This window comes from Ruegeria sp. AK4 (assembly GCF_056541025.1).
Window position 1 is genome coordinate 433,035 of the sequence record NZ_JBQFXS010000003.1, and the last position, 25,889, is coordinate 458,923.

A 25,889-nucleotide genomic window follows, 5' to 3' on the forward strand; every position below is an offset into this window, starting at 1 on the left:
CTGCTTATTCTTCTGCAGCCGCTTCTTCAGCAGGCGCTTCTTCAGCTTCGGTTGCCTCAACTGCCTTGGCCGCTTTCTCTTCCGCGCGTTCCTGAGCTTTCTTGCCCGGTGTGCCCTTGTTGGGGTTGTTACGCTCGGCCTTTTCGCGGGTACCGGCGGCTTCCAGCATACGTGCGATCCGGTCGGTGGGCTGTGCGCCCTGATCCAGCCAGTACTGGATACGCTCCATGTTCATTTTCACGCGCTCTTCGCTGTCTTTCGGCAGCAGCGGGTTGTAGGTGCCCAGTTTCTCGATGAAACGGCCATCGCGCGGCATGCGGCTGTCAGCCGCAACGATGCGATAGAAGGGACGTTTTTTCGAGCCGCCGCGGGCGAGACGAATTTTCATTGCCATGGTGGTATCTCCTTTGAATGGCGTATCCGGGGTAAGCCCGGTTTAGTTCTGATGCTTCTTGTGGTGTCGGATGACTTCCTGAATGATGAAATTCAGGAAAGCCTTGGCGAAGTCGGGGTCCAGATCGGCCTCTTTCGCCAGGTCTTCTAACCGTGCGATCTGCGCCGCTTCGCGCGTGGGATCGGACGGGGGAAGGTCGTGTGTCGCTTTCAGCTTGCCGACGGCCTGCGTGTGCTTGAACCGTTCGCCCAGCGTATAGACAAGGATCGCGTCCAGCCGGTCGATGCTTTCGCGGTGCTCTTTCAGCAGCGTGGCAGCCTGTGTCACGGGGTTGGTCATTGGCCGGTCCTCTCGGTGGTCAGGTCGATCTGCGGGTGACGCCAGATCTGGGCGCGTTTGCCCAACAGCTCGCCATCCTCAAGCTCAAGCGTTGCGCCAAGCCGTTCGGCCAGCGCGCGCGAGCGGTCATTGGGATGCGCGATGTACGAGATCACGCCGTTCAGCCCCTGATGTCGCGCCGCATAGTCGCGCGCCGCCGCTGCGGCTTCAAAACCAAGCCCCTTGCCCTCGGCCTCGGCCATCAGCACCCAGCCCAGTTCGGGCTCGGCCCAGCCGGGGGCGTCGATCATGCCGGTCCATCCGACGAAAGCGCTGCTGGCTTTCTCGGTCAGATGCCAAAGGCCGAACCCTTTCAGCGCCCAATGTCCCAGACGGCCTGACAAAGCGCTCCAGCACTTGGACGGGTCCATGGGTCCGCCGGCCATATGGCTGCGCTCGGTCGCGTAGAATGCGGTCATCGCGGGCAGATCGTCCGGATGCGGCGCTCGCAGGATCAGGCGTTCGGTCTCGAAGGTGGGGATGGTGAACGAGGTCATGCGTAGGCCTCTATCCCGCCATTCACCAGATCGCCCGGTGCCGGATGCCGCCAGACCTGCATGGTCCCAAACGCCGGATGTTCGTAATTGTAGTCAAAGGTGGCACCCAGGCGTTTGGCCAACGCCCTGCTGCTCAGATTGTCCGGGTCGATCAGGGAAATCGCCGTGTCCCAACCCAGGGCATCATAGGCATGCGCGCGCGCGGCCAGCGCGGCCTCGGTCGCATAGCCCTTGCCGGTGGCGGTGTTCATCAAGGTCCAGCCAATCTCGGGTTCGGGCCAACTGTGCGGGAACCAAAGGCCGACATGTCCGAGATAGGTGCCGGTGTCCTTTTCCTCGACACCCCAATACCCGTAGCCACGAATGGCCCAATGCCCCAGAAGCATGGCGAGCGCCCGCCACGTTTCGTCTTCCCGCTTGGGGCCACCGACAAATTTCGAGGCATCGCTGGCAAAGAACTCTGCCATCGCTTTTACGTCAGCCTCGCACGGGGCGCGCATAATCAGGCGCTCGGTCTCAAGCCGGGGGATATGATCGGCGATCAGGTTCACTTCTTCTTCCCAAACCCGCTGAGGCCCGGAGGCAGGCCCATGCCGCCGCCCAGACCAGGCAGGCCGCCGGGCATCTTGCCGCCCATCGCCTTGGCCGCCTGTTCCAGCGCCTTGGGGTCCATGCCCGCCGCCATATCCTCAGGGCTGGGGCCGCCTTTGCCGAACATGCCTTTCATGGCCTGTTTCAGCATCTTGCCTTTGCCCATCTTGCCCATCTTTTTCATCATGTCCGACATCTGCCGGTGCATCTTGAGCAGCTTGTTGAGGTCGCTGACCTCCATCCCTGAACCGGCTGCAATCCGCTTCTTGCGGCTCGCCTGCAGTAGCTGCGGGTTGGCGCGTTCGCGTTTGGTCATGGATTGGATCATGGCGATCTGCTGGCGCAGGATCTTGTCGTCGAGACCCGCCTGATCCATCTGCTTGGCCATTTTGCCCATGCCGGGCATCATGCCCATCATGCCCTGCATGCCGCCCATCTGGATCATCTGTTCCAGCTGCATTTTCAGGTCGTTCATGTTGAACTGACCCTTGACCATGCGCTTCATCATGCGCTCGGTCTGTTCGATCTCCATCGTTTCCTGGGCCTTTTCGACCAGGGCCACGATATCGCCCATGCCCAGAATACGTCCGGCGATCCGGTCCGGCTCGAAGGTTTCGAGCGCGTCCATCTTCTCGCCCAGACCGACAAAGCGAATGGGTTTGCCGGTGACCGCGCGCATCGACAGCGCCGCACCGCCGCGTCCGTCACCATCCATCCGGGTCAGGACCACGCCCGAGATGCCGACCTTCGCGTCGAATTCCTCGGCCACTTCGACGGCGACCTGACCGGTCAGGCCGTCGACCACCAGCAGGGTCTCGCGCGGGTCGACCGCGTTGCGGACCTGCTCGACCTCGTCCATCAGAACCTCGTCGATATGCAGACGGCCCGCGGTATCGAGCATATAGACGTCATAGCCGCCCAGCGTCGCCTGCTGCTTGGCGCGTTTGGCGATGTCGACGGGTTTCTGGCCGGGCACGATCGGCAGTGTATCGACACCGACCTGCGTACCCAGAACCGCCAACTGATCCATCGCCGCCGGGCGATAGACGTCGAGCGAGGCCATCAGGACCTTCTTGCCCTCTTTCTCTTTCAGGCGTTTCGCCAGCTTACCGGTGGTGGTCGTCTTTCCCGAGCCCTGCAGGCCGACCATCAGGATCGGCGCGGGAGGGTTGTCGATCTTCAGCTTGCCGGGGTCTTCCTCGCCGCGCAGCGTGTCGACCAGCGCGTCATGTACGATCTTGACGACCTGCTGGCCGGGGGTGATCGACTTGGTGACGGCCTGACCGGTCGCCTGTTCCTGCACTTTCTTGACGAACTCACGCGCCACCGGCAGGGAAACGTCGGCCTCAAGCAGGGCCACCCGGACCTCGCGCAGGGCGGTTTTGACGTCTTCTTCGGACAGTGCACCCTGTTTGGTCAGCCGGTCAAAGACGCCAGAGAGGCGTTCGGATAGATTTTCAAACATGCCTTCGGCCTCCTATGCCGGTTTAGATGTGGCGCTTCCTAGGTAGGAAACACCGGTTGAATACACAATTGCCCCAAGTGCACGGATAAACGTGCGGGCCTGCCAAATGGCATTGCCCCCACGGGCGAAACTCGCTGGTGGGGGGCGATCCCTGAACGACTCAAGGGACCGGAAGGTTAGGCTCTTCCGGATGTCTGGGTGGGGCTTTAGGCCGATTGGCGGACAGAGTCAACCTGGCGCGCCAAAAGCCGGTTATCCCGCCGGCCATGCTCTCACGGGATCGTGAGGGGGCTTGAGTTGAGCTTTTTGACACGCGGCGTCAGTAGGTTTCAAGGATATGAAGCGTGATTAATCCCCAAAGAGGTTTCCCATGTTCTCCAAAACTCTTGCCGCAGCAGCCCTGATCTGCGCTGCTTCTGCCAGCTATGCCGCCGAAAAGACCCTGTCCTCGGCCGAGATTGAAACGCTGTTGCAAGGCACCACGATCAAGGGGCTGCATTACGGGGTCGAAACCCGCCAGTATTTTGCCCCATCGGGCCTGACCCTGTGGATCAAGGAGGGCGATGCCGCCCCGTCCGAGGCGCGGTACAAGATTGAAGGGGATCAGTATTGCTCGAGCTGGACCGGGCTGTGGGCTGAACAGGATTACGGCTGCTTTGACATCGCGCAGGATGCAGAGCAGGGGCTGTACTATTTCATCGGCGACAATTTCCGCGCGCCTTTCGTGACCCTGCCGGGGTTCGAACTGCATTTCGACTGATTGCGGGCGGGTCCGTTCTGTGGCACAGCGCGGCAAACACCGCGTCAGGAGATCAGAATGGACGCCTCATCCGCTTTTCAGGACAGCCTGCCCATTAGTTCCGACGCGCTGTTGGCGCGGCTTGACGCGTGGGGGCTTGCCTATCGCCTGCATACCCACGTCCCTTTGCGCACAGTCGAGGACGCGAAATCGGTCGAGGATCAGTTTCTGGTGCCGGGCGAAAACACGTTGCGGCTCAAGAACCTGTATTTGCGCGACAGGAAAAAGCGCAACTATCTGGTGACGCTGGAACAAAGCCGCCAGATCGACCTCAAGGCGCTGGGGGCGGAGCTGGGTGTGGGCAACCTGTCCTTCGGATCGGCGGAGCGGCTGATGCAGAACCTCGGCATCCGCCCCGGTGCGGTCAGCCCGCTGGCGATGATCAACGGGGTGCAGAACAACGTCCGCTTTTTCATGGACGCAGCGGCGCAAGAGGCGGATGTCGTCAACATGCATCCGCTGGTCAACGACCGAACCGTGGTGCTGCCGCGCGCTGATCTGATGGCGTTTTTCGATCGGATCGGGTGCGAGGTGGGCTGGCTGCCCTGACGGAAGTATTTTCAGCCCCAAGAAGGTTCGTGCATTAGGCTTCGGCCAGGGCTGTGTTCAAAGCGGCTGCGACATGGGCGGCCGAGGGGTTTATGAACAGGTGGCCGTCTGCCTCAAATACCGGGTCGTCGAGGTGATCGGGAAAGGCCAGGGGCAGCTCGGTGCAGGCGAGCAGGATCGCGGTTCCCGGTGTTGCGTGGCGGTTGCAGAACGCCAGCAAGCGGCTGTGGGCGGTATCGGATGCGCCGCCGTAAAAATCCGAGTCGATCATGGCCTGCATTTCGGCGATTTCGCCTTCGGGCAGGTGGTCATTTGCGCGGATGCCATCTGCGGCCAGACGGTCGGCGTAGTTGGTGGCCTGCATGGTGACTGTGGTGCCCAGAACCAACGCATTCGCGGCCCCGCTTGCGGCGGTGACCTCGGCGGTGGCGTCGAAGATGCTGAGGATGGGCATCGACACGCCCTGACGGATAGCGTGCAAACGCGCATGCGGCGTGTTCGAGGCGATGATGCCGAAATCGCAACCCGCGCCTTCCAGCGTCAGCAGGGCATCGCGAAACACCGCGTCGAAAGCGGCCCAACTGGCCTCGTCCCCCGCCACACCACGCAGGGCGCGGGTTTTGGCTTGGGTGACGGACTCGATGGTCATGGGCGGGATGGGAAGGGGGGAACCGTGGCCGCGCCGGGCGAAATAACGCCCTGCGCCTTCGGCGATAGCCCGGTAGTAGTCCACGGTCGAGGCCCAGCCGACGCCGCCCAGAATGCCGATCTTTTTCATATGAAACGTCCAGTCTGACTGTTGCCGTTCCGGCGCAGACTGGACGTTTCACGTGGCGTTGACCAGAGGGGGATCGGTCAGGCCGCCAGTTCGGTGACCGCTTTGTGCGCGTTGCTCAGGGTCGTCTCGGCATCCAGCGCCATCTGGTCGGCTGCGATGACGTCGACATCTTGAACGCCGATGAAGCCCAGAACGTGGCGGGCGTAGTTGGTCGCAAAGTCAACCTCGGAGCCCACGGCGGTGCCGCCCGATGCGATGGCGAGAACGGCGCGCTTGCCCTCCAGCAGACCCTTGGGGCCGGATTCCGAATAGGCAAATGTCAACCCGACGCGGGCCACCAGATCGATCCAGGCCTTGAAGGCTGCGGGGACCGAGAAGTTGTAGATCGGCAAGCCGATGACGATGGTGTCCGCGCGCTGCAGTTCCGATACCAGCTCGTCCGACAGGGCAAGCAGATCGCGCTGCACTTCGTCACGCTGATCGGCGGGGGTGAAGTTGGCGGCGATCCAGTCCTCGGTCAGCAGGGGCAGGGGGGTGGCCAGATCGCGGCGGATGATGCGCTCTGCGCCCAGATGCCGGACGATCCGGTCGGACAGGTCGCGGGTGGCCGATCCGGTGCGGCGGGCCGAGGCGTCGATATGCAGAATGGTCTTGGTCATGTCTTTTCGTGTCCTTCTGGTCAGGGAAATCTTGCTTGCCTCAATATGAATGTTGCACGGGCGAACAAAACTCGGATACATCAACAGTGAATGTTGGAAATTGCACAAAAGATGGCGTGTCATGGACAATTGGGATGAAGTGAGAACCGCCTATCAGGTGGCGCGTATGGGAACCGTCAGCGGCGCGGCCGAGGTTCTGGGCGTGCACCACGCCACGGTGATCCGCCATATCGACGCCATCGAGGCGCGGCTGGGGGTCAAGCTGTTCCAGCGCCACGCGCGGGGCTACACCCCGACCGAGGCCGGCGAGGACCTGTTGCGTGTGGCGCAGGCGACCGAGGATCAGTTCAGCCAACTGGTCGGGCGGATGAAAGGGCGCGGCGACGATGTCTCGGGCGAGTTGGTCGTGACCTCACTGGCCTCGCTCGCGCCTTTGGTGGTGCCCACACTCAGCGAGTTTCAGAAAGCGCATCCGGGTCTGATCGTGCGGTATCTGACCGGCGACCGCCTGTTCCGGCTGGAATATGGCGAGGCGCATGTGGCCATCCGCGCCGGGGCCGCGCCGGATCAGCCGGACAATGTGGTGCAACCTTTCGTGTCGCAAGAGGTCGGGCTGTTTGCCAGCAAGGATTATATCGCGCGGCGGGGTAAGCCCTCGGACGTTTCCGAATTCGCGGATCATGGCTTTGTCGGCGCCGATGATGAAAACAGCCGCGCGCCGTTTTCGCGCTGGCTGCGCGAAAACGCACCGGCCGAGGCGATCACCTTTCGCTGTTCGGAAAACTTCACCGGGGCCGAGGCGGTTCTGGCCGGTGCGGGCATCGGTTTCATGGCCCGGTGGGAGGCTGCGCGCCACCCGGAACTGGAAGAGGTCATGGAGCCTCTGCCCGAATGGTCCGGCAAGCTGTGGCTGGTGACGCATGTGGACCTGCACCGCACCACCAAGGTGCAGGCGTTTTTACAGTATCTCAAGGAACAGGCCAAAGGCTGGCTGCCATGAGCCCACAGGCGCGCGGCCATCTGGCCATGCTGACCTTTTCGGCGCTGGTGGCGGGCAGTTTTTCGCTGGGCTCGATCATCGCCAACGAGATTGCCCCGACGGCGCTCAATGCAATACGTTTTGCAATTGCCGCGGTGGTGATCGGTGTTGCAGCCCTCGCCACCACGGGTTTTTCACGCGCGGCGGCGCAGGCCCCGTGGCGCTATCTGATCCTGGGCGGGCTGTTTGCCACCTATTTCGTCCTGATGTTTTACGGCCTGAAAACTGCGCCACCGGTCAGCGCCGCCGCGGTGTTCACCCTGACGCCGGTCATTTCGGCCTTCGCAGGTTGGGTGCTGTTGCGGCAGATCACGACGCCCCGCATGGCGCTGGCCCTGATCGTCGGCGCTGTCGGCGCGCTTTGGGTGATCTTCCGGGCGGACTGGCAGGCGTTCCGCCTGTTCGAGATCGGGACCGGAGAGGTCATCTATTTCTGGGGCTGCGTCGCACATGCGGTCTACACGCCGATGGTGCGCAAACTGAACCGGGGGGAGCCTGCGGTGGTGTTCACCTTCGGCACGCTTGTCGCGGGCTTTCTGGTTCTGCTGGTGTTCGGGTGGTCGGACATCGCCGCGACCGATTGGCTGAACCTGCCATCCATCGTCTGGCTGGGCATCTTGTACTTGTCCTTCATCGCAACAGCGGCCAGTTTCGTTCTGGTCCAGTTCTCGGCGCTGCGCCTGCCGTCGGCCAAGGTCATGGCCTACACCTATCTCGTGCCAAGCTGGGTCATCCTGTGGGAGATTGCCCTGGGCAACGGCGTGCCGACCGGCCTGATTTTGGGCGGCGTTGCCCTGACCGTCGTGGCGCTGCTGCTTTTGTTGAAGGATGAAACCCCGGCCCCGATCCGGCGCTTGTCTGATTGAGGCTTGTTTTCCGCGCCGATGCCGCGGGTGTGGTGACCGGTGCGGAATACAGTCAGGAAGGCTGAACGCGACAAGGAACCTTGAGATAGGTCAAGGTGATCATATGCAGCTTTCTCTATGCTTTTGGCACAGGAGGAATGTGCCATGTTCAATCACATCATGTTCCCGGTTGATCTGCATCTGCCGCCCGAGGTTCGCAAGGCCGCAGACGTCGCGGCCGAGATGGCCAACTGGCAAGGCGCGAAGATCACCGTTGTCAGCGTGACCGGGACCGATCCGGCTCAGACGGTTGTGGCGGTCAACGATGATTTGCGCGCGTTTGCGGATCGACTGTCCGGAAACAGCGGGACCGAGGTCGCGTTCAGAAACATCCATTCGGTCGACGTGGCTGCCGAGGTTGACGGGGATCTGGCGAAGGCGGCTGACGAGATCGGCGCGGACCTGATCATCGTGGGCACGCATGCGCCCCGGATCACCGACTATATCTTTTCAAGCCATGCGGGATATCTGGCCAAACATGCCAGCGTCTCGGTTTTTGTGGTCAGATAGCTCTAATCGTCGCCCGCAGGCAGCTCGACTTCCAGAAACCGTTCGAACGCGTCCAGATTGACCGGTTCGAACTGACCGAACCCCTGCATCCAGACCGAGGCCGCGCGCAGGGCGTCGGGTTCCAGCTTGCACCATTTCACCCGACCGCGTTTTTCCTGTGAAATCAGCCCGGCTTTGGTCAGAATGACCAGATGTTTCGAGATCGCGGCCAGCGACATCTCGAACGGCTCGGCGACGTCCGTCACGGCCATGTCATCCTCGAGCAGCATGGCAAGGATGGTGCGGCGGGTCGGGTCGGCGAGGGCTGCGAACACGGTGTCGAGGTCATTGGACATGGCCCCGCTGAACCACAGCCCCGGAGTTTGGTCAACCATTTGGTTGAATATGCGGATTCATGCCTTTTGACGTGTGGCACCGGGATTGGCCGGAAACCTGACTAGAGATTTCGAATGGAAAGTCTTTTATTATCAGTGTATTGAACTGCGACAATCCGGGCGCGCAACAGCGTTGACTCTGCGCCCCATGCCCCTTAGCACCCTACCCAAGACTGTGCGAGGGAACCGCCCGTGACCGAAGACGACCAAAAGCAGCGTATGGCGCAGCTGGAGGCCAAGATCGAGGCGGCGAAAAAGGCCAAGGCGCCGAAACCTCGTGCGGATGCTGACGTGTCCGGGGGCGAGCTTGCCTGGAGGATGGTCATCGAAATGGTATCCGGTCTGGGGATCGGATTTGGCATCGGATACGGGCTGGACAGCCTGCTCGGGACGATCCCGATCTTTCTGGTGCTGTTCACATTGCTGGGCCTTGTCGCGGGCGTGAAGGTTATGCTCCGTAGCGCGAAAGAGGTCCAAGATAAACAAATGGCGGCCAACGAACCGGCTGACCGAGACGAAAGGGACTGAACGTGGCGACCGAGACCACCGCAGCAGAAGGCAGCAGCCTGGTATTCCACCCGATGGACCAGTTCATCGTCAAGCCGTTGTTCGGCGACGGTGCGATTGCATGGTACACGCCGACCAACGTGACCCTGTGGCTGTTTCTGGCGATTGCGGCGATCTTTGCGCTGCTGGTGCTCAGCACCTCGAAGCGCGCGATCGTTCCGACCCGGATGCAGTCGGTGGCCGAACTGGCCTATGGCTTCATCTACAAGATGCTGGAAGACATCTGCGGCAAGGAAGGCGTCAAGTACTTCCCCTATGTCATGACCCTGTTCATGTTCATCGTCTGCGCCAACTTCCTGGGCATGTTGCCCATGTCCTTCACCACCACATCGCATTTCGCCGTGACCATCCCGCTGGCGCTGGCCGTGTTCCTGACCGTGACCGTTCTGGGTTTCGTCAAGAACGGCGCGGGCTTTCTGGGCCTGTTCTGGGTCTCCAGCGCACCAATGGCGCTGCGACCGGTTCTGGCGATTATCGAGCTGATCTCGTACTTCGTGCGCCCGGTCAGCCACTCCATCCGTCTTGCCGGTAACGTCATGGCAGGCCACGCCGTGATCAAGGTGTTCGCAGGCTTTGCCGCGATTGCCGCGATCTCGCCCGTGTCCGTGCTGGCGATCACCGCAATGTATGGCCTCGAGGTCCTTGTGTCCTTCATCCAGGCCTACGTTTTCACCATTCTGACCTGTGTATACCTCAAGGATGCGCTGCATCCGTCGCACTAAGGTCCGAACCCCCAAAATCGAAACTTCCAATTCGTAAGGAGATACATCATGGAAGGCGATCTCGCACACATCGGCGCAGGCCTGGCAGCAATCGGTTCCGGCGCAGCCGCAATCGGGGTGGGCAACGTTGCAGGCAACTTCCTGGCCGGCGCCCTGCGCAACCCTTCGGCGGCTGCTTCGCAGACCGCAACCCTGTTCATCGGTATCGCATTCGCAGAAGCCCTGGGGATCTTCGCATTCCTGGTCTCGCTGCTGCTGATGTTCGCCGTCTAATCTGCGGAACCTGATCCTTACGCGCAGGTGGGCCCAAGCCATAGCGGCCCGCCTGTTGTAAAGACAACGTTCCGACGGAGGACATCATGGCGACTGAACCCATTAGCGAAGAAGTAGTTGGCTCGTGCGTTGATGCCGGTGGTTCGGCCATCGGGATGCCGCAGCTCTGCTTCGATTGGTTCCCCAACCAGATTTTCTGGCTGGTCATTACGCTGGTCGTCATCTTTCTGGTCCTGGCCCGCGTGGCCCTGCCCCGCATCGCGGCAATCCTGGCTGAACGTCAGGGGACCATTACAAATGACCTGGCTGCGGCCGAAGATCTGAAGGCCAAGGCGGTCGAGGCCGAAGAGGCCTATAACAAGGCGCTGGCCGATGCCCGGTCTGAGGCACAGCGTATCGCAGCGGAAGCCCGCGCCGAAATCCAGTCTGGTCTGGATGACGCAATTGCCAAGGCGGATGCGGAAATCGCTGCAAAGGCGGCTGAATCGGAAAAGGCAATTGCCGAAATCCGTGCCGGCGCGCTGGAAAGCATTCAAGTGGTTGCCAAGGATACGGCGGCTGAACTGGTTAGCGCACTGGGCGGCGAGGCGGATGCCAAAGCCATCGACGGTGCCGTTGACGCGCAGATGAAAGGATAAGTGACATGCGGAACACTCTTGCCCTTATCCTGACCTTTGCTGCCGCCAGCCCGGCGCTGGCCGCAAGCGGCCCGTTCTTCTCGCTTGGCAACACCGACTTTGTGGTCACTCTGGGCTTCATCGTCTTCATCGCGGTCCTGTTCTACTTCAAGGTCCCCGGTATGATCGGCGGCGCTTTGGACAACCGGGCCGAGGGCATCAAGTCCGAACTGGACGAAGCCCGCGCCCTGCATGAAGAAGCGCGCACCCTGCTGGCCTCGTACGAGCGCAAGCAGCGCGAAGTTCAGACCCAGGCGGACGCTATCGTGGAAGCGGCGAAAGCAGACGCGGCTCTGGCGGCTGAGCAAGCCAAGGTCGATCTGGAAAAATCCATCGCACGCCGTCTGGCCGCTGCGCAGGATCAGATCGCATCGGCCGAGGCTTCGGCTGTCAAAGAAGTGCGCGATCAGGCGGTGTCCGTCGCGGTCTCGGCCGCAAGCGCGGTTCTGGCCAAGCAGATGACCGCAGCGCAGGCGAACAAGCTGATCGACGACTCGATCGCGGATGTCGGTGAAAAGCTGCACTGACACACCGTTTCGACGAGCGACTGAAAATGACGACCCGAGAGTTTCTTAACTTTCGGGTCTATTTTTTGTGTCACAGTTGGTCCGGAAAACAGAGGTTCCCGTTCATCGAAGCCGGGACTATACCGGTGGTGCGGGCCGTTGGATACCATTTGTGCCATCTTGGACGTTGTGGGATGGCTGGCAATGCCAGAAACGGAATGCGATCCAAAGCGGCTTTCGGAGTTGAGTGACGTAGATGACGGCAGGCGTAAGCAGGGCTGACGTGCCTGAGACGGAACAGACGGTCTCGATGAACATCGTGGGTGTGGTCAGGAACGGTGGCGACGCTCTTAAGCAGACGATTGGACAGATCGAACGATTGACGTCCTGTCTCGGTCGGTTCCAAATTGTCATCGCAACAAACGACAATACCGACGATACGGATCATACATTGGTCGACTACGCAGAGCGGTGCTCTGATATTCGTATCCTTCGGTTGGATGGGATCACAACTGACGTTTCCGAGCGGGTTGAACGCATTACTGTGGCGCGCAACGCAGTGCTGGAAGAGCTTGAAAAAAACGAACCTGGCAATGCGTTGACTTTGGTGCTGGACCTGGATGGCCCGAACGTTTGTCTGGATGAAAAGGCTGTTTTGGCAGCCGCTCGCAAGGTGGCTCCTGAATGGGACGCGTTGTTGGCGAACTCACGGCCAGCATATTACGACATCTATGCGCTGAGATGCACAGGGTGGTGCGACGAGGATGTGTGGCAGCGCATTCACAATGCGCGTAAACCTCTGTTCGGTCGAAAAAAGTGGCGCCGCAATTTGCTGAAAACGGCGATCTACGACCGCCAGTTCGATATTCCGGAAAACAGTCAGATGATACCCGTCGACAGCGCCTTCGCGGGCGCGGGTTTGTACAAGACGAAAGCGTTGAAGGGCCTGCGATACGCTTGCCGGGATGAACGGGGCAGTCTTGTCTGCGAACACGTGATGCTGCACAAGACAATGCGAGAACGCGGGGCGCGGCTGTTTATCGAACCGGCCTTAACGACAATCGCCCCGGCCGAGCATCTTGGCGAAGGAAGCGGCGCTTTGCTCCCGCCTCTTTTGATGAACCGCATTTCAGGGACCAACTGAACAATGACCAATTCTCCGATCACAGGGCAAGCCGGTGCCTTTCTGTTTGAAGCCGAGGTCATCGGGCGGCACCCGGCAAAGTATTATCTGGATGAAAGCTGCGGATATATCTGGGTGGATAGTCCGACATGGCTGGAAGAAGCGTATAGTGATGCGATCGCGCTGACGGATACCGGAATCGTCGCGCGGAACCAGATAAACATCCGCAAGGTTTCCACCATCCTTCGCGCAAACGGTCTGGCCGACGCGCGCGGCGTCGACCTTGGCGGAGGGTACGGGCTGCTGGTACGGGGCCTGAGAGATGGCGGTTTGGACTTCCACTGGTCCGACCCTTACGCCGAAAATCTGCTGGCACGAGGGTTTGAGGCCAGTGGCGGAAATTATGCGGTCGCAACTGCTTTTGAAGTGCTGGAGCATTTGCCAAACCCTTTGGAGCATATCGAAAACGCCCGAGACCAGTTTGGTTTCGATACATTGCTGTTTTCGGCGACCTGCTTCGATCCGGGCGATCTTCCGCAGCGCGACTGGTGGTATTGGGCCTTTGAAACGGGCCAGCATATCAGTTTCTTCTCAGAACAATGCCTCGACTACATGGCTGCCAAATTGGGCATGAAAAAAGTGCATCTAAGCGGGGATATTTACGCGTTCACCGCTCTGGAGAAGTTTCGGTGGCCCGACCGTTGGCGGCGACGCTTCATTGACAGAAAGTACCGCCGCGCCAGCCTGACCCAGCAGGACTATGAAGAGATGAAGCAGCGGGTGAAGGGGGCTCGTCCGGGCACTGATGCCTAGTGCACATCGGTTTCCTGCTGAAGCCGCTGCCGCGCGATTTCCTCGTTCTTCTCGGCCTTTTGCTGATCCGCCATGCAGCGTTCCACAAAGTTAAGATGCTGTTCCACCGCATCCCGCGCCTTGGACGGATCGCGCGCCTGAAGAGCGGTGTTGATGGCGCGATGCTGGTTCAGGATGGCCTCGCGCGTGGCGCGTTGCTGGAACATTATTTGCCGGTTGTAGAACACGCCCTGCCGCAGCAGGTCGTACATCGAACGCATCATATGCAGCATGATGACGTTATGGCTGGCCTCGATAATGGCCATGTGAAACTCGGCATCCAAGCGGGCCTCGTCTTCGGCGGCATTGCGGGCATGCGCGGTTTCCATCTTGTCGAAAATGGTCTGGATCACCTTCAGGTCGCTGCCGGAGCCCAGCCGCGCGGCGCGTTCCGCCGCCAGCCCCTCCATGTCGCGCCGGAATGAGAGATAATCGAACACAGCCTCGTCATGGCTGCTGAACAGGCGGATCAGGGCAGGGGCAAAAGCCGACCCCAGAACCTCGGCCACGTAAATCCCCGACCCGGCCCTGGCGGTCAGCAATCCTTGTTCCTGCAACTCGGAAATCGCCTCGCGCAGCGAGGGGCGCGAAACGCCCATCCGGTCGGCCAGTTCGCGTTCCGGCGGCAGCCGTTCGCCGGGGCGCAGGATGCCCCGCAGGATCAGCAATTCGATCTGCCGGACGACGGCATGTGACAGCTTTTCAGTCTGAACTTTGTGAAAGGGCATTGGGCGTTCCGGAATTGGTCAAATCATATGACCACGCATCCAAACCGGGTTCAAGAAGCGGGGGATATCACAAAGGCTGAAATATTAGGTCAGTATTATTGACTTTAATTGAAGCGCGCCTAGGCTGCAAAAATCCAGATCGGAGGAGCCTGATGCCCACGCACCCGTTATTCGCCACCCGCACGTCCCGCATGAAAGCCTCGGAGATTCGCGAGTTGCTGAAACTGCTGGACCAGCCGGGCATCATTTCTTTTGCGGGCGGTATCCCCGACCCGGCCTTGTTCCCGGCGGATGCCTTTGCGCAGGCCTTTCAACAGGCACTGGGCCCGGACACTCAGGCGCAAGCGCTGCAGTATTCGGTCAGCGAGGGGTATGGTCCGCTGCGCGAATGGCTGGTCGATCACATGCGGCAGATCGGCGTGGATTGCGCGCTGGATAACGTCCTCATCACATCCGGCTCGCAACAGGCGCTGGATTATCTGGGGAAGCTTTACCTGTCCCCGGGTGACACGGCTTTGGTCGGATGGCCGACCTATCTTGGGGCGATTGCCGCCTTTAACGCCTATGAGCCCCGTTTTGACCGCCTTGGCATCGACGAAAACCGGGGCGCGGCGGAATATGCCGCCGCGGCGGGAGAGGGCCGGGTCAAGTTCGCCTATCTGTCGCCCGACTTCGCCAATCCGACCGGGCAAACCGTGGACCTGCGGGGCAGAGAGGCGCTGCTGAATCTGGTCGAGGAACTGGACTGCGCCGTGATCGAAGACGGCGCTTATCAGGCCCTGCGATATGACGGCGCGCCAATCCCGCCTGTTCTGGCGCTGGAACTGGCGCGCAAAGGGTCGATCGAGGCGTGCCGTACGATCTATTGCGGCAGCTTCTCGAAAACCCTGTCCCCCGGTCTTCGGATGGGCTGGGTGGTTGCGGCCAAGCCGATCATTTCGCAACTGGTTCTGATGAAACAGGCAGCCGATTTACACTCGGCCACGATCAATCAGATGGCAGTGCATCAGGTGGCGCAGGCCTGTTTTGACACGCACATCCCCAAAGTGCGTCAGGCCTACCGTGCGCGGCGCGATGCCATGCTGGCGGCGCTGGGGGCGCATATGCCAGATGGTGTTCAATGGACCCGGCCCGAAGGCGGTATGTTCATCTGGATGACCCTGCCGGTCGGGACCAGCGGGGGTGATCTGCTGGCCCGGGCTTTGGACACGGTCAAGGTCGCCTTTGTGCCGGGGCAGGCCTTTTTCCCCGATGGCAGCGGTGCCAATACTCTCCGCCTGAGTTTCTCGAACTCGGACGAGGACACGATCCGCGAGGGCATCCGCAGGTTGGGTGTGCTGCTGCGCGACTGACGGAAAGGTTCTGTTAACCATATTGCCCCATAGCTGGCGGCATGATCCGTTATCTGCCCCTTCTGCTGCTGGCCGCCTGTTCGGCTGGCACGCCTTACTTCCGCGATCAGCCCGCCACGCGTATCGCCGTGAACGGCAGTGTCTTTGACGTGCGCGTCCGCGACGAACTGGCTGAGGCGGTGCGTGTGAACCCGCAATACGCCCCGCGTCTGGGGCCGATCCGGGACCGGGCCGCAGTAGCCATGGCGCAGGTTTCGGGCTGTCCGATCCTCGATGTGCTGGGCGACGCGGCCGTGACGGTGGGTGTTTTAGGGTGCGACCGCGAGTTGGGGGAAAAGCTGATTTTCGGCGCGCTGCTCCGCCGCCCGTATGAATGCGTGAATTACGGCTATTCCGGCGGTTTCGGCTATCAGGTCTTCGAATGTACGCCCTATTGAGATACGTGAGGCCGCGCGTAGTTTCGCCAAGATGTTGTGGATAACTTGGCCCAATATCCTATATCCTGCGCAATCACGTTGACACCTCCCCCCTCCGTTGCGCAGACTTCATAGCCAGAGGAATCATACCAAGAGCAGCCATTGCGCTTTAGCAAACTCAAACTGACCGGCTTTAAAAGCTTTGTGGACCCGACTGATCTGATCATCGCGGACGGGCTGACCGGTGTTGTGGGTCCCAATGGCTGCGGCAAGTCCAATCTGCTGGAAGCGCTGCGCTGGGTGATGGGGGAAAACCGCCCCAAATCCATGCGCGGCGGCGCGATGGAGGATGTGATTTTTGCCGGGGCCGCTACCCGGCCCGCGCGCAACTTTGCCGAGGTGGTCCTGACCATGGACAACTCGGAACGGCTGGCACCTTCGGGCTTCAATGACGCGGACCAGCTTGAGATTGTGCGCCGCATCACCCGCGACGTGGGAAGCGCCTATAAGACCAACGGCAAGGATGTTCGCGCCCGCGATGTGCAGATGCTGTTCGCCGACGCCTCGACCGGCGCGCATTCACCGGCGCTGGTGGGTCAGAACCGCATCGCCGAGCTGATCAACGCCAAACCCCGCGCCCGCCGCCGTATTCTGGAAGAGGCTGCGGGCATCTCGGGGCTCTACCAAAGGCGTCACGAGGCCGAGTTGAAGCTGAAAGGCACCGAGGCCAACCTGACCCGCGTTGATGACGTGTTGGAACAGTTGGGCGGCCAACTGGCGCAACTGGCCCGTCAGGCCCGTCAGGCTGCGCGCTACCGCGAGATTGGCGAGCAATTGCGTCAGGCCGAAGGGATGCTGCTCTATCGCCGCTGGAAGGAGGCCGACATGGCCCGTCAGGCGGCTGAAGAAAAGCTGCGCGAGCGGCTCACCGAAGCCTCGCGTGCCGAAGCCGCCGCCCGCGAAGCGGCCGCCAAACGTGCCGGGATTGAAGAAACCCTGCCGCCCCTGCGCGAGGAAGAGGCCATCGCCGCCGCCGTGCTGCAGCGCCAGCAGGTGCAGCGCGATCAGCTTTCGGATCAGGAAACCCGCGCGCGCCAGACCATCGAGACGCTGACCAACCGTATCCAGCAACTGGCCAATGATATTGAACGCGAAACCGGTCTGAACCGGGATGCCGGGCAGATGATCGAACGGCTGGAATGGGAGGCCCGCGAACTGGCCAAGGCCGCCGAGGGCCATGACGAGAAGGTCGCCGAGGCCGCCGAGATTGCCCGCGAGGCGGCTGCGGTTCTGCAGGATCGCGAGGATCACCTGTCGCAACAGACCGAGGATATGGCCCGTCTGGTCGCCCGCCACCAATCGGCACAGCGTTTGGTTGAGGACAGCCGGAAAACTCTGGCCCGCTCCGAAGGTGAGGAGGAAAAGGCCCGCCTTGCCGTGGATGAGGCGAAGTCCGCCCTGACCCGCGCCACTGAGGCGTTTGAGGCGGCGCAGGACGGCGAAGAAGAAGCCCGCGAAGCCGCCGAAGCCGCCGAAGAAGCGCTGGCCGCCGCCGATGAATTGCGCAACGAGACTCAGGCGCGCGAGGCCGAAGCCCGTGCTCAACGCTCTGAAGCCGAGGGCGAGTTGGGGGCCATTCGTGCCGAAACGACGGCGCTGGCGAAATTGGTCGAGCGCGACACGGCTGAAGGCGGCCAAGTGCTGGACCTGCTGCGCGTTGCCCCGGGCTATGAAAAGGCTTTGGGGGCGGCGCTGGCCGACGACCTGCGCGCGCCGCTGGTCGAAGGCGATGGACCCTCGGGCTGGGTGCAGGTCGCCGGCTATGACATCGACCAGCCTTTGCCCGATGGGGCCGAGCCGCTGGCCCTGCATGTGTCGGGCCCGGACCGCCTGAGCCGCCGGATCGCGCAGATCGGGCTGGTCGACGCAGATCAGGGCGCGCGGTTGCAGGCGTCGCTGAAACCCGGTCAACGGCTGGTCTCGCGCTCGGGCGATCTGTGGCGCTGGGACGGGTTCCGCGCCTGGGCCGAGGATGCGCCAAGTGCGGCAGCCCTGCGGCTGGAACAGCTAAACAAGCTTGAGGCGCTGAAACAGGAACTGTCCCGGACCGAGGCACAGGCCGAAGGGGCCCGCGCCGCGCACGAGGTCTTGTCGCAGCAACTGGCCGATGTGACCGAAGCCGACCGCCGCTCGCGCGAAGCGCGCCGCGCTGCCGATCAGCGCATGGCCGAAACCGCGCGGATGCTCAGCCGGGCCGAGGCGGATCGCAATCTGGCGCAGGGCAAGCTGGAAACCCTGACACTGGCCGTGGACCGCCACAAGGATGACGCCATGTCCGCCCGTGCGCAGCTGCGCGAAGCCGAGGGAGCGTTGAACAGCCTGGGCAATCTCGACAGCGCCCGCGCGCAGGTCGAGGACATCAAACAGACGGTCGAGGCGGCGCGGATCACCATGCTGACCCACCGCTCGACCCATGATGAATTGCGCCGCGAGGGCGAGGCACGGACCCGGCGCTCGCAAGAAGTGACCACGGACCTCAGCGGCTGGAAACACCGGTTGGAGACCGCCGAGAAGCGGATTTCCGAATTGGCCGAGCGCAAGGAAGGCTCGGAAGAGGAACTCTCGGAAGCCATGGCCGCCCCCGGCGAAATCGCCGAGGCGCGCGAGGAACTGAACGAGCTGATCGAAACCGCCGAGACCCGCCGCGCCGAGGCCGCCGACAAGCTGGCCAAGGCCGAGACCCAGCAGCGCGAGGTTGTTCTGGCCGAGAGGGATGCGGAACGTCTGGCCTCGGAAGCGCGCGAAAGCCGCGCCGCGGCTGAGGCGCGGTGCGATGCCGCCAAGGAAAGCGTCACCGCCGCAGCGGAACGGATTGCCGAGGATCAGCAACTGACCCCGAACCAGTTGCTCAACCAGTTGGACGTGAACCCCGACCAGATGCCTGCCGCCGACGCGTTGGAGGCCGAGGTCAACCGCCACAAACGCCAGCGCGACGCGATGGGCGCGGTGAACCTGCGCGCCGAAGAGGACAGCAAAGAGGTTCAGGACGAATTCGACACGCTGAACAGCGAAAAGGCCGATCTGGAAGAGGCCATAAAAGCCCTGCGCAGCGGTATCGCCAGCCTCAACCGCGAAGGGCGCGAGCGTTTGCTGACGGCGTTTGAACAAGTGAATTCGAACTTTGCGATGCTGTTCAAACACCTGTTCGGCGGTGGTGAGGCCAATCTGGTCATGGTCGAAAGCGACGATCCGCTGGATGCCGGTCTGGAAATCATGTGCCAGCCGCCGGGCAAGAAGCTCTCGACCCTCAGCCTGTTGTCGGGCGGCGAACAGACCCTGACTGCAACGGCGCTGATCTTCGGTGTCTTCCTCGCCAACCCCGCGCCGATCTGTGTACTGGACGAGGTCGACGCGCCGCTGGATGACGCCAACGTCACCCGTTTCTGCGACCTGCTGGATGAGATGTGCCGCCAGACCGACACCCGCTTCCTGATCATCACCCACCACGCGGTGACGATGGCGCGGATGGACCGGCTGTTCGGCGTGACGATGCAGGAACAGGGCGTCAGCCAGTTGGTCTCGGTCGACCTGAAAAAAGCCGAGCAGATGGTCGCCTGAGCCATCACCGCAACGTTATGCCTGTTGCAGCGCGGTTCAGGCTAAACTGCCCGCATGACCCGCTTTCTGATCCTTGCCTTGCTGACCGCCGGTCCGGCCCTGGCCGCCGAATGGCCCACCAAACCCGGAGACGTCCCCCTGTCGCCCGAAGAGCTGGATGCGCTGGCCGGACGCACGCTGACTTTCTATGACGATGGGCAGTCGAAATTTTCCGATGACGGGGCCTATTCCTACACCTATTCCGCTGCCAATGGCGGCGGTACGGCATTCGGCACTTATTCCATCGCCGAGGACGGCAGCGTCTGCATCGCCTACCGCAACGGGTTCAGCCGATGCGATCTGTATGTGCGCAGCGGAGAGAGGTTGATCCTGATTGACGAGAAAGGGGATCGCTATCCGGTAAGGCCGGAGTAGTGCGAACATGAGCCTCAGATACCGATAGTCCCTTCAACTCGGGTGATAAAGTTGCGAGACTGTGTTCGTGACCGCGTCAGGCAATCGCCCAGCAAAGGACATACTTCGTGACTGAAGACACCAGACTCGCCCGTGGAATGAAACTCGGATCGCATGGTCGCCAGCAAAAGGACGGTGTTCTTACAATTCGCACCATTGCGATGCCTGCGGATACCAACCCGGCCGGAGACATCTTTGGCGGCTGGCTGATGTCGCAGATGGATCTGGCTGCGGGCAATATGGCGGCGCGTGTGGCGCAGGGGCGTTCGGCCACGGTCTCGGTCGAGGCCATGCAGTTTCTGCAGCCGGTCAAGGTTGGGGATGAGGTGACCCTCTATGCGGCGCTGACGCATGTCGGGCGCACATCCATCCGTATTCATGTGGATGTCTGGGCGCGTCCACGGCAATCGCAGAATGGGAAAAAGGTAACCGAAGCCGAATTCGTTTTTGTTGCGTTGGACGAAAACGGCGCGCCACGCCCGGTCTTTGCGGACGATTAAGGGCTATAACCTGTTCAACAACTCCGCCGTCGGCCACGCATCCGCAGGTAACCCCAGCCGCACCTGCTCGGCCTGAACCGCAGCGCGCGTGCCAGCCCCCAGAATGCCGTCGATCTTGCCCACGTCATACCCGCGTGCCTGCAGCTTGCTTTGCAACTGCTTCATCTGGGCCCCCGAAAGGCCCGGCGCCGGGTTGCCCGCGTCGTAAATCTGCGCGCCCTCGAGCCGGGTGCCGAAATAGGCGGCGGTCAGGACATAGACAAAACTTTGGTTCCATTCGAAATAGACGTCGAAGTTCGGGTAGGCCAGAAAGGCCGGCCCCTTGTGCCCCTGCGGCAGGATCAGCGAGGCGGGCAGGTTGGCCAGCGACCCGCTGCGGGCCTGTACGCCCATCGCCTGCCATTCGGAGACCGGGCGCGGTTTGCCGGGGCCGGACTGGGACCAATCCATCTGCGCCGGCACCGTCACTTCCTGCAACCACGGTTGGCCCGGTTGCCAACCCAGATGCGACAGCATCTTGGCCCCCGACATCAGTGCATCCGGGGCCGAGGTTTTTAGCGAGACCTTGCCATTGCCGTCGCCATCGACGCCGTTTTCCAGAATGTCGCGCGGCAGCATCTGGACCATGCCGATCTCACCAGCCCAGGCACCGGTGGTGCGGGCGGGGTCGAAATTGCCCTGGCTGTACAGCTCAATCGCGGCGAAGATTTGCGGGCGGAACAGCTCGGGGCGGCGGCAGTCATGGGCCAGCGTCACCAGCGCGTTGCGGGTGTTGAAATCGCCCTGAAAGGACCCGTAATCGGTCTCGAACGCCCAAAAGGCCAGCAGCACCCCACGCGAGATGCCGTATTCCTGTTCGATCCGGTCGAACACCGCGTCGTATTTGCCCGACATGGCCTTGCCCCGGTCGATCCGGTTTTGCGAGATCAGGCGGCGGGAGAATTCGATGAACGGTTTCTGGAACACACCCTGCGCCCGGTCGGCTTTGAGCACGGCGCCATCCTGCTGCACACCGTTGAAGAAGGCATTCACGGTGTTTTTGTCATAGCCCTGCTGGACCGCCTCTGCCTTCAGCCCTTTGACGAAGGAATTGAACCCGCCCCCGCATTGGGCAACAGCGGGCGAGGCGAGCAGGGCAGCGGCGACAACGCCAGAGAGAATGCGCATGGACAGGTCCGTTATAGAAAAAAGCTGACCCCAACCGACACTGACACGAGAGCAAGCGCAAGCCCCCAGACGCGCCACAGCATGCCGCATGCGCGGAAAATTTCCTTTGCGCCGATTTCGCGGGGGGCGTCACCGTTGACCCAAGCCAGATCGCGGACCTGCCCGTCATAGCTGCGCGGCCCGGCCAGGGCGACGTTCAGGGCGCGGGCCATGGCGGCCTCGGGCCAGCCTGCGTTGGGGGAAACGTGGTGAGTGGCGTCCGTGACGATACCTCGCCAGAGGCGCCACTGACCGGACAAAGCGACGATCATCCCGCAGGTCAGGCGGGCCGGGATCAGGTTCAGCAGGTCGTCGAACCGGGCCGAGGCCCAGCCGAACTCGCGGTATTTGTCGTTGCGGTAGCCGATCATGCTGTCCGCCGTATTGACGGCCTTGTAGATCAGAATGCCGGGCAGACCGGCGATCAGAAACCAGAACGCAGGCGCGATGACCCCGTCGCTGAGGTTTTCCGCCGCGCTTTCGATGGCAGACCGCGCGACCTGAGCCTCGGTCATGACCCGCGTGTCGCGCGAGACGATACGCCCGACCATAGCGCGGCCTTCGGGCAGCGAGGATTGCAGGGCTGTACCCACGTCCCGCACATGCGTGACCAGCGATTTCTGTGCCAGCAGGATGGCGCAGATCAACACCTCGGCCACCGGTCCCAACAGGGCCAGTGCCCACCCAACGATCCCGGCCGTCAGGATCAGAACAAGCAGAACCGCCACGCCCTTGATCCGCCGCCGCGCGCCGTGGTTGAGGCGCGTATCCAGCCAGCCGATCCAGTTGCCAATGACCACTGCCGGGTGCTTGACGCGGGACCACAGCCAGTCGGGTTCGCCCAAAGCGGCGTCAAGGCACAGGGCGCAGGCCAACAGCAGCGCGGTGCTCACAGTGCGGCCTCCAACCGGTGCCAGCCGTCCGAGGGGGGCAGGCCGAGGCGCAGATAGGTATGGGAATAGGGGAAGACGCGGCTCCAGATATGGGCGTGGGCCAGACGGTCCTGCCAAGTGGCGGCGTTGTCGACCTCGTAGAGGCGGAACAGTGTCGTGCCGCCGATCAGGGTCGCGCCTTTGCCGGTGATCAGGGCATCCAGCCGCGCGGCCTCATTCACCAGTTGGGCGCGAGTCGTGTCCGCCCAAACGGTGTCACGCAGCGCCTGCGTGCCAATGCGCAACGCCGGGCCGGACACCGCCCAGGGGCCGGTCAGATCGTTCAGGCGGGCGATCAGATCGGGATGGCCGATGGCAAACCCCAGCCGCAGCCCCGCCAGCCCCCAGAACTTGCCGAAACTCTTGAGCACGATCACTCCGGGTTGCTGCGCCAGATGGATCAGCGAGGCGTCGGGGCTTATGTCACAAAAGCTTTCGTCAATCACCGTCAGCGGCGCGTCGGCATCCAAGGCCTGCCAGACCCGCCCGTCTGGATTGTTCGGGTGCACGATAACGCGGGCGTCGGCGGGGCCTTGCCCGGTTACGTGCCAGCCCTGTGCCGTGAAAGCGGCTGCATGTTCGTTGTAGGTCGGCGCGGTGATCTGCACACGGCCCGGTTCGGCCAGCGCAGGAAGGCGCGCGATCAAGGCCGAGGCCCCGGGCGCGGGCAGAATCGCGGCCCCGTCAGGCACGTGCCAGAAGCTGCGCGCCGCGACCGACAGGCGCTCAAACGCGCCATGGTCGGGCAGCTCCGTCCAGTCCGAAGGTTGCAGGCCGGTAACCTCATAGGGATGCGGGTTGATCCCGGTCGACAGGTCGATCCAATCGCTGCGCGCGCCGCCATAGCGGGCCATGGCCCCGTCCAGCCCGCCGCCGTGATCGCGAATGCTGCGCGGGTTCAATCTGTCGTCCTGTTCCACCATTTGCCCTGCCGGAATCGCCGTGTTGGCCTGCTTCAAGCGGATTTTTGCCGCCCATACAAGCGAATCCGCCCGATCACAGCCCTGTGCGGGTGTCGTTAACACTTTGTTAAGGAAATCGCGTGATCACGGATCACAGGGGTCGGCACCAATCACCCTATCACGTGCCGAGGTTGTTGCAAATGAAAGTACTGATTGTTGAGAGTAACCCCGACCTTGGTCGGGTCTGGCAGCGGCATCTGCAAAGGCAGGGGGCCGAGGTCACACTGGTGGAAACGCAAGAGGCCGCGATCCTTGCGCTATATGGCGCGGATTTCGATATCATCGTGCTGGATCTGGTTCTGGAAACCGGCAGCGCGCTGGCTGTGGCCGACTTCGCCAGCTATCGCCGCCCCGAGGCGCGGGTGATTTTTGTCACCAACACCACCTTTTTCTCGGACGGGTCGATCTTTGCCCATAGTCCAAACGCCTGTGCCTATGTGCAAAGCGGAACGCCGCCAGAGGATCTGGCGGCGATGGTCGAACATTACGCGGCGGGCCGCTGATCCCGCCTATGGGGTTCGTGATAGTCCAGAACCGGGTTCGTCGGGATGATCCGGTGCGGATTGATGCTGTCATGGCTGTAATGATAGTGGCGCACGATGTGGGTCATATTCACTGTCTGTGCGACGCCCGGCCACTGGTACAATTCGCGGGTATAGGCCCACAGGTTCGGGTAATCGACCAGCCGCCGCCGGTTGCATTTGAAATGCAGGTGATAGACCGGATCGAACCGGATCAGTGTGGTGAACAGCCGCCAGTCGGCCTCGGTCAGGCGATCCCCCATCAGGTAGCGGTTTTGCGCCAGCCGCGCATCCAGCCAGTCCAGCGTGTCGAACAGGGGGTCAACGGCGGCGTCATAGGCCTGTTGGCTGGTGGCGAAGCCTGATTTGTAGACGCCATTGTTCACGTCGGAATAGATGCGGGCGTTGACCACTTCGATCTCATAGCGCATCGCTTCGGGCCAGTAATCGTCAGTGTTGCCGGTGATGCCGTCGAAAGCCGAGTTGAACATGCGGATGATTTCCGAGCTTTCGTTCGAGACAATCGTTTCCTGCTGCTTGTCCCACAGGATCGGAACCGTCACACGGCCCGAATAGGTCGGGTCGGCCTTGGAATAAATCTGATGGGCAAAGTCCAGCCCATAAAGGTCATCGCCCGTGGCCCCGTTGGTATCGGTCTCGAAGGTCCAGCCCTTGCTCAGCATGTCCGGATGCACGACGGACACCGAGATATGGTCGCTCAGGTCCTTCAACACGCGGAATATCAGCGTGCGGTGGGCCCAAGGGCAGGCGTGGCTGACATAGAGGTGATAGCGCCCGGCTTCGGCTCCGAATCCGCCCTTTCCCGATGGGCCTGCGCTGCCATCGGCGGTCAGCCAGTTGCGAAACTGTGCGGCGCTGCGTTTGAACGCCCCACCGGTGGATTCGGTGTCATACCAGGTGTCGTGCCATTCGCCGTCGACCAACAGGCCCATATCAAGTCCTCCGCATCTGTGTTTGAGCAAAGATAGGCCGGTGTTCCGCCTGTTCCTATGGCACCGCCCGCGCACCGGGCCTGCGCCCACGCACAGCCCGTGCCTGGGATGTCTACGCCACAGCAGGCGGGCAAGCGCAGCTATGTGATGTGGTTTACTGGATTTTTACAATCATTCCGGCACAATAAGGGGGTGTGAGCGGGGGAATAGATTTATGAGTACCTATGTTTCAAAGGAAATAAGCGCGGAATTGGATGCCGCGCGAATCGCCGGCCTGAAAAAGACCAGCCGTTTGCGGGTCGAATTGGGCGACAATACGTTCAAAATCCTCAAACTGTGGAAGGACGGGTTTTCGGTCGAGGCTGAAACGACCCCACGCCTGCGCGGGCTGGTCGATATTTATGACGGGGCCAACCACCTCTACCAATGCCTGATCATCGCGGATGAGGAAGAAGGCGGCGAGATGCGTTACGAATTCAAGCGCAGCACCGCCGCCCATGACAAAGCCCCGCTGGATTTCTACCGCGCCCCGGACGCACCGATTGCGCTGTTGGGGTACGAGGATTAGGGGCGGGTTTCGACCAGCCTTA

The 25,889-nt window shown here is 61.9% G+C and carries 32 protein-coding genes; 19 read left to right on the forward strand and 13 right to left on the reverse strand.

All coding sequences use genetic code 11. The annotated features are described in order from the left end of the window. Window positions 1-4: 4 nt before the first annotated feature. The 5 genes from rpsP to ffh are packed head-to-tail and all read right to left on the reverse strand — an operon-like array spanning window position 5 to window position 3,325. Entirely contained in the window at window positions 5-394 is a 390-nt protein-coding gene (gene rpsP / locus ACR0EZ_RS08575; RefSeq protein ID WP_480612251.1) for a 30S ribosomal protein S16, read from the reverse strand. A gap of 42 nt (window positions 395-436) precedes the next feature. After that, the gene (locus ACR0EZ_RS08580) at window positions 437-733 is read right to left on the reverse strand and encodes a chorismate mutase (RefSeq protein ID WP_480612253.1); all 297 of its coding nucleotides are present in this window, start codon (window positions 731-733) and stop codon (window positions 437-439) included. Next, window positions 730-1,269: a GNAT family N-acetyltransferase gene (locus ACR0EZ_RS08585; RefSeq protein ID WP_480612255.1), complete on the reverse strand. Its 540-nt coding sequence runs from the start codon at window positions 1,267-1,269 to the stop codon at window positions 730-732. Before ACR0EZ_RS08585 ends, ACR0EZ_RS08580 begins: the two co-directional genes overlap by 4 nt. Next, complete coding sequence (locus ACR0EZ_RS08590; protein WP_480612257.1) at window positions 1,266-1,820, reverse strand: GNAT family N-acetyltransferase; 555 nt, start codon at window positions 1,818-1,820, stop codon at window positions 1,266-1,268. The genes ACR0EZ_RS08585 and ACR0EZ_RS08590 overlap by 4 nt, the downstream gene beginning before the upstream one ends. Next, window positions 1,817-3,325, reverse strand: coding sequence for a signal recognition particle protein (gene ffh, locus ACR0EZ_RS08595; protein WP_480612259.1), 1,509 nt, complete (start codon window positions 3,323-3,325; stop codon window positions 1,817-1,819). Before ffh ends, ACR0EZ_RS08590 begins: the two co-directional genes overlap by 4 nt. 370 nt (window positions 3,326-3,695) lie before the next feature. On the opposite strand from ffh, the gene ACR0EZ_RS08600 reads away from it, so the two are divergent. Next, the gene (locus tag ACR0EZ_RS08600; RefSeq protein WP_480612261.1) at window positions 3,696-4,085 is read left to right on the forward strand and encodes a hypothetical protein; all 390 of its coding nucleotides are present in this window, start codon (window positions 3,696-3,698) and stop codon (window positions 4,083-4,085) included. A gap of 57 nt (window positions 4,086-4,142) precedes the next feature. After that, window positions 4,143-4,673: a prolyl-tRNA synthetase associated domain-containing protein gene (locus ACR0EZ_RS08605; protein ID WP_480612262.1), complete on the forward strand. Its 531-nt coding sequence runs from the start codon at window positions 4,143-4,145 to the stop codon at window positions 4,671-4,673. A gap of 34 nt (window positions 4,674-4,707) precedes the next feature. Here ACR0EZ_RS08605 and ACR0EZ_RS08610 read toward each other — a convergent pair whose 3' ends face one another. Next, a complete protein-coding gene (locus ACR0EZ_RS08610; RefSeq protein ID WP_480612264.1) occupies window positions 4,708-5,451 on the reverse strand; it encodes an aspartate/glutamate racemase family protein in 744 nt (247 codons plus the stop codon). A 77-nt stretch (window positions 5,452-5,528) separates the two neighbouring features. Beyond that, a complete protein-coding gene (locus ACR0EZ_RS08615) occupies window positions 5,529-6,110 on the reverse strand; it encodes an FMN-dependent NADH-azoreductase (protein ID WP_480612266.1) in 582 nt (193 codons plus the stop codon). A gap of 121 nt (window positions 6,111-6,231) precedes the next feature. On the opposite strand from ACR0EZ_RS08615, the gene ACR0EZ_RS08620 reads away from it, so the two are divergent. The 3 genes from ACR0EZ_RS08620 to ACR0EZ_RS08630 all read left to right on the forward strand — a co-directional run bounded on the left by ACR0EZ_RS08620 (window position 6,232) and on the right by ACR0EZ_RS08630 (window position 8,564). Next, the gene (locus tag ACR0EZ_RS08620; RefSeq protein ID WP_480612268.1) at window positions 6,232-7,110 is read left to right on the forward strand and encodes a LysR family transcriptional regulator; all 879 of its coding nucleotides are present in this window, start codon (window positions 6,232-6,234) and stop codon (window positions 7,108-7,110) included. Beyond that, window positions 7,107-8,015: a DMT family transporter gene (locus ACR0EZ_RS08625; protein WP_480612269.1), complete on the forward strand. Its 909-nt coding sequence runs from the start codon at window positions 7,107-7,109 to the stop codon at window positions 8,013-8,015. The genes ACR0EZ_RS08620 and ACR0EZ_RS08625 overlap by 4 nt, the downstream gene beginning before the upstream one ends. A 144-nt stretch (window positions 8,016-8,159) precedes the next feature. Next, window positions 8,160-8,564, forward strand: a complete 405-nt coding sequence (locus ACR0EZ_RS08630) for a universal stress protein (RefSeq protein WP_480612271.1) — start codon at window positions 8,160-8,162, stop codon at window positions 8,562-8,564. A gap of 2 nt (window positions 8,565-8,566) precedes the next feature. On the opposite strand, the gene ACR0EZ_RS08635 is transcribed toward ACR0EZ_RS08630, so the two are convergent. Then, a complete protein-coding gene (locus tag ACR0EZ_RS08635) occupies window positions 8,567-8,899 on the reverse strand; it encodes an ArsR/SmtB family transcription factor (RefSeq protein WP_480612412.1) in 333 nt (110 codons plus the stop codon). A 231-nt stretch (window positions 8,900-9,130) separates the two neighbouring features. Here ACR0EZ_RS08635 and ACR0EZ_RS08640 point away from each other — a divergent pair, with 231 nt between their 5' ends. The 7 genes from ACR0EZ_RS08640 (at window position 9,131) to ACR0EZ_RS08670 (ending at window position 13,619) form a co-directional block, all read left to right on the forward strand. Beyond that, window positions 9,131-9,466, forward strand: a complete 336-nt coding sequence (locus ACR0EZ_RS08640) for an AtpZ/AtpI family protein (RefSeq protein WP_480612273.1) — start codon at window positions 9,131-9,133, stop codon at window positions 9,464-9,466. A 2-nt stretch (window positions 9,467-9,468) separates the two neighbouring features. Beyond that, window positions 9,469-10,227 carry a F0F1 ATP synthase subunit A gene (locus ACR0EZ_RS08645; protein ID WP_170673622.1) on the forward strand — a complete coding sequence of 253 codons (759 nt, stop codon included), beginning with the start codon at window positions 9,469-9,471 and terminating at the stop codon, window positions 10,225-10,227. Between the two features lie 48 nt (window positions 10,228-10,275). Next, complete coding sequence (locus ACR0EZ_RS08650; RefSeq protein ID WP_005981269.1) at window positions 10,276-10,500, forward strand: F0F1 ATP synthase subunit C; 225 nt, start codon at window positions 10,276-10,278, stop codon at window positions 10,498-10,500. Between the two features lie 86 nt (window positions 10,501-10,586). Further along, the gene (locus ACR0EZ_RS08655) at window positions 10,587-11,138 is read left to right on the forward strand and encodes a F0F1 ATP synthase subunit B' (RefSeq protein ID WP_480612274.1); all 552 of its coding nucleotides are present in this window, start codon (window positions 10,587-10,589) and stop codon (window positions 11,136-11,138) included. Between the two features lie 5 nt (window positions 11,139-11,143). Continuing rightward, entirely contained in the window at window positions 11,144-11,704 is a 561-nt protein-coding gene (locus tag ACR0EZ_RS08660; RefSeq protein WP_480612276.1) for a F0F1 ATP synthase subunit B, read from the forward strand. Between the two features lie 289 nt (window positions 11,705-11,993). Next, window positions 11,994-12,827: a hypothetical protein gene (locus tag ACR0EZ_RS08665; protein WP_480612278.1), complete on the forward strand. Its 834-nt coding sequence runs from the start codon at window positions 11,994-11,996 to the stop codon at window positions 12,825-12,827. Window positions 12,828-12,830: 3 nt separating this feature from the next. Further along, on the forward strand, window positions 12,831-13,619 hold the full coding sequence (locus ACR0EZ_RS08670; protein ID WP_480612280.1) for a class I SAM-dependent methyltransferase: 789 nt from the start codon (window positions 12,831-12,833) through the stop codon (window positions 13,617-13,619). On the opposite strand, the gene ACR0EZ_RS08675 is transcribed toward ACR0EZ_RS08670, so the two are convergent. Then, a complete protein-coding gene (locus ACR0EZ_RS08675) occupies window positions 13,616-14,386 on the reverse strand; it encodes an FCD domain-containing protein (protein ID WP_480612282.1) in 771 nt (256 codons plus the stop codon). The genes ACR0EZ_RS08670 and ACR0EZ_RS08675 overlap by 4 nt on opposite strands. Before the next feature lie 152 nt (window positions 14,387-14,538). Between ACR0EZ_RS08675 and ACR0EZ_RS08680 the strand changes: the two genes are divergently transcribed. The 5 genes from ACR0EZ_RS08680 to ACR0EZ_RS08700 all read left to right on the forward strand — a co-directional run bounded on the left by ACR0EZ_RS08680 (window position 14,539) and on the right by ACR0EZ_RS08700 (window position 20,725). Then, a complete protein-coding gene (locus ACR0EZ_RS08680; RefSeq protein WP_480612284.1) occupies window positions 14,539-15,738 on the forward strand; it encodes an aminotransferase-like domain-containing protein in 1,200 nt (399 codons plus the stop codon). A 41-nt stretch (window positions 15,739-15,779) separates the two neighbouring features. Next, entirely contained in the window at window positions 15,780-16,175 is a 396-nt protein-coding gene (locus tag ACR0EZ_RS08685) for a hypothetical protein (protein ID WP_480612286.1), read from the forward strand. A 141-nt stretch (window positions 16,176-16,316) separates the two neighbouring features. After that, window positions 16,317-19,772 carry a chromosome segregation SMC family protein gene (locus ACR0EZ_RS08690; RefSeq protein WP_480612288.1) on the forward strand — a complete coding sequence of 1,152 codons (3,456 nt, stop codon included), beginning with the start codon at window positions 16,317-16,319 and terminating at the stop codon, window positions 19,770-19,772. A gap of 54 nt (window positions 19,773-19,826) precedes the next feature. Beyond that, window positions 19,827-20,186, forward strand: a complete 360-nt coding sequence (locus tag ACR0EZ_RS08695; RefSeq protein WP_480612290.1) for a hypothetical protein — start codon at window positions 19,827-19,829, stop codon at window positions 20,184-20,186. Window positions 20,187-20,323: 137 nt separating this feature from the next. After that, window positions 20,324-20,725 (forward strand): acyl-CoA thioesterase, encoded by a 402-nt coding sequence (locus ACR0EZ_RS08700; RefSeq protein WP_480612414.1) that lies wholly within the window; start codon window positions 20,324-20,326, stop codon window positions 20,723-20,725. 3 nt (window positions 20,726-20,728) lie between these two features. On the opposite strand, the gene ACR0EZ_RS08705 is transcribed toward ACR0EZ_RS08700, so the two are convergent. The 3 genes from ACR0EZ_RS08705 to cobD are packed head-to-tail and all read right to left on the reverse strand — an operon-like array spanning window position 20,729 to window position 23,786. Continuing rightward, window positions 20,729-21,892: a lytic murein transglycosylase gene (locus ACR0EZ_RS08705; protein ID WP_480612292.1), complete on the reverse strand. Its 1,164-nt coding sequence runs from the start codon at window positions 21,890-21,892 to the stop codon at window positions 20,729-20,731. 11 nt (window positions 21,893-21,903) lie between these two features. Continuing rightward, the gene (cbiB, locus tag ACR0EZ_RS08710) at window positions 21,904-22,824 is read right to left on the reverse strand and encodes an adenosylcobinamide-phosphate synthase CbiB (RefSeq protein ID WP_480612294.1); all 921 of its coding nucleotides are present in this window, start codon (window positions 22,822-22,824) and stop codon (window positions 21,904-21,906) included. Continuing rightward, window positions 22,821-23,786, reverse strand: a complete 966-nt coding sequence (cobD, locus tag ACR0EZ_RS08715; protein ID WP_480612416.1) for a threonine-phosphate decarboxylase CobD — start codon at window positions 23,784-23,786, stop codon at window positions 22,821-22,823. The genes cbiB and cobD overlap by 4 nt, the downstream gene beginning before the upstream one ends. 179 nt (window positions 23,787-23,965) lie before the next feature. Between cobD and ACR0EZ_RS08720 the strand changes: the two genes are divergently transcribed. Beyond that, window positions 23,966-24,328 carry a response regulator transcription factor gene (locus ACR0EZ_RS08720; protein WP_480612296.1) on the forward strand — a complete coding sequence of 121 codons (363 nt, stop codon included), beginning with the start codon at window positions 23,966-23,968 and terminating at the stop codon, window positions 24,326-24,328. On the opposite strand, the gene ACR0EZ_RS08725 is transcribed toward ACR0EZ_RS08720, so the two are convergent. Further along, the gene (locus tag ACR0EZ_RS08725; protein ID WP_480612297.1) at window positions 24,310-25,299 is read right to left on the reverse strand and encodes a glutathione S-transferase family protein; all 990 of its coding nucleotides are present in this window, start codon (window positions 25,297-25,299) and stop codon (window positions 24,310-24,312) included. The genes ACR0EZ_RS08720 and ACR0EZ_RS08725 overlap by 19 nt on opposite strands. A gap of 214 nt (window positions 25,300-25,513) precedes the next feature. Between ACR0EZ_RS08725 and ACR0EZ_RS08730 the strand changes: the two genes are divergently transcribed. Next, window positions 25,514-25,867, forward strand: coding sequence for a hypothetical protein (locus ACR0EZ_RS08730; RefSeq protein ID WP_480612298.1), 354 nt, complete (start codon window positions 25,514-25,516; stop codon window positions 25,865-25,867). Window positions 25,868-25,889 lie beyond the last annotated feature (22 nt).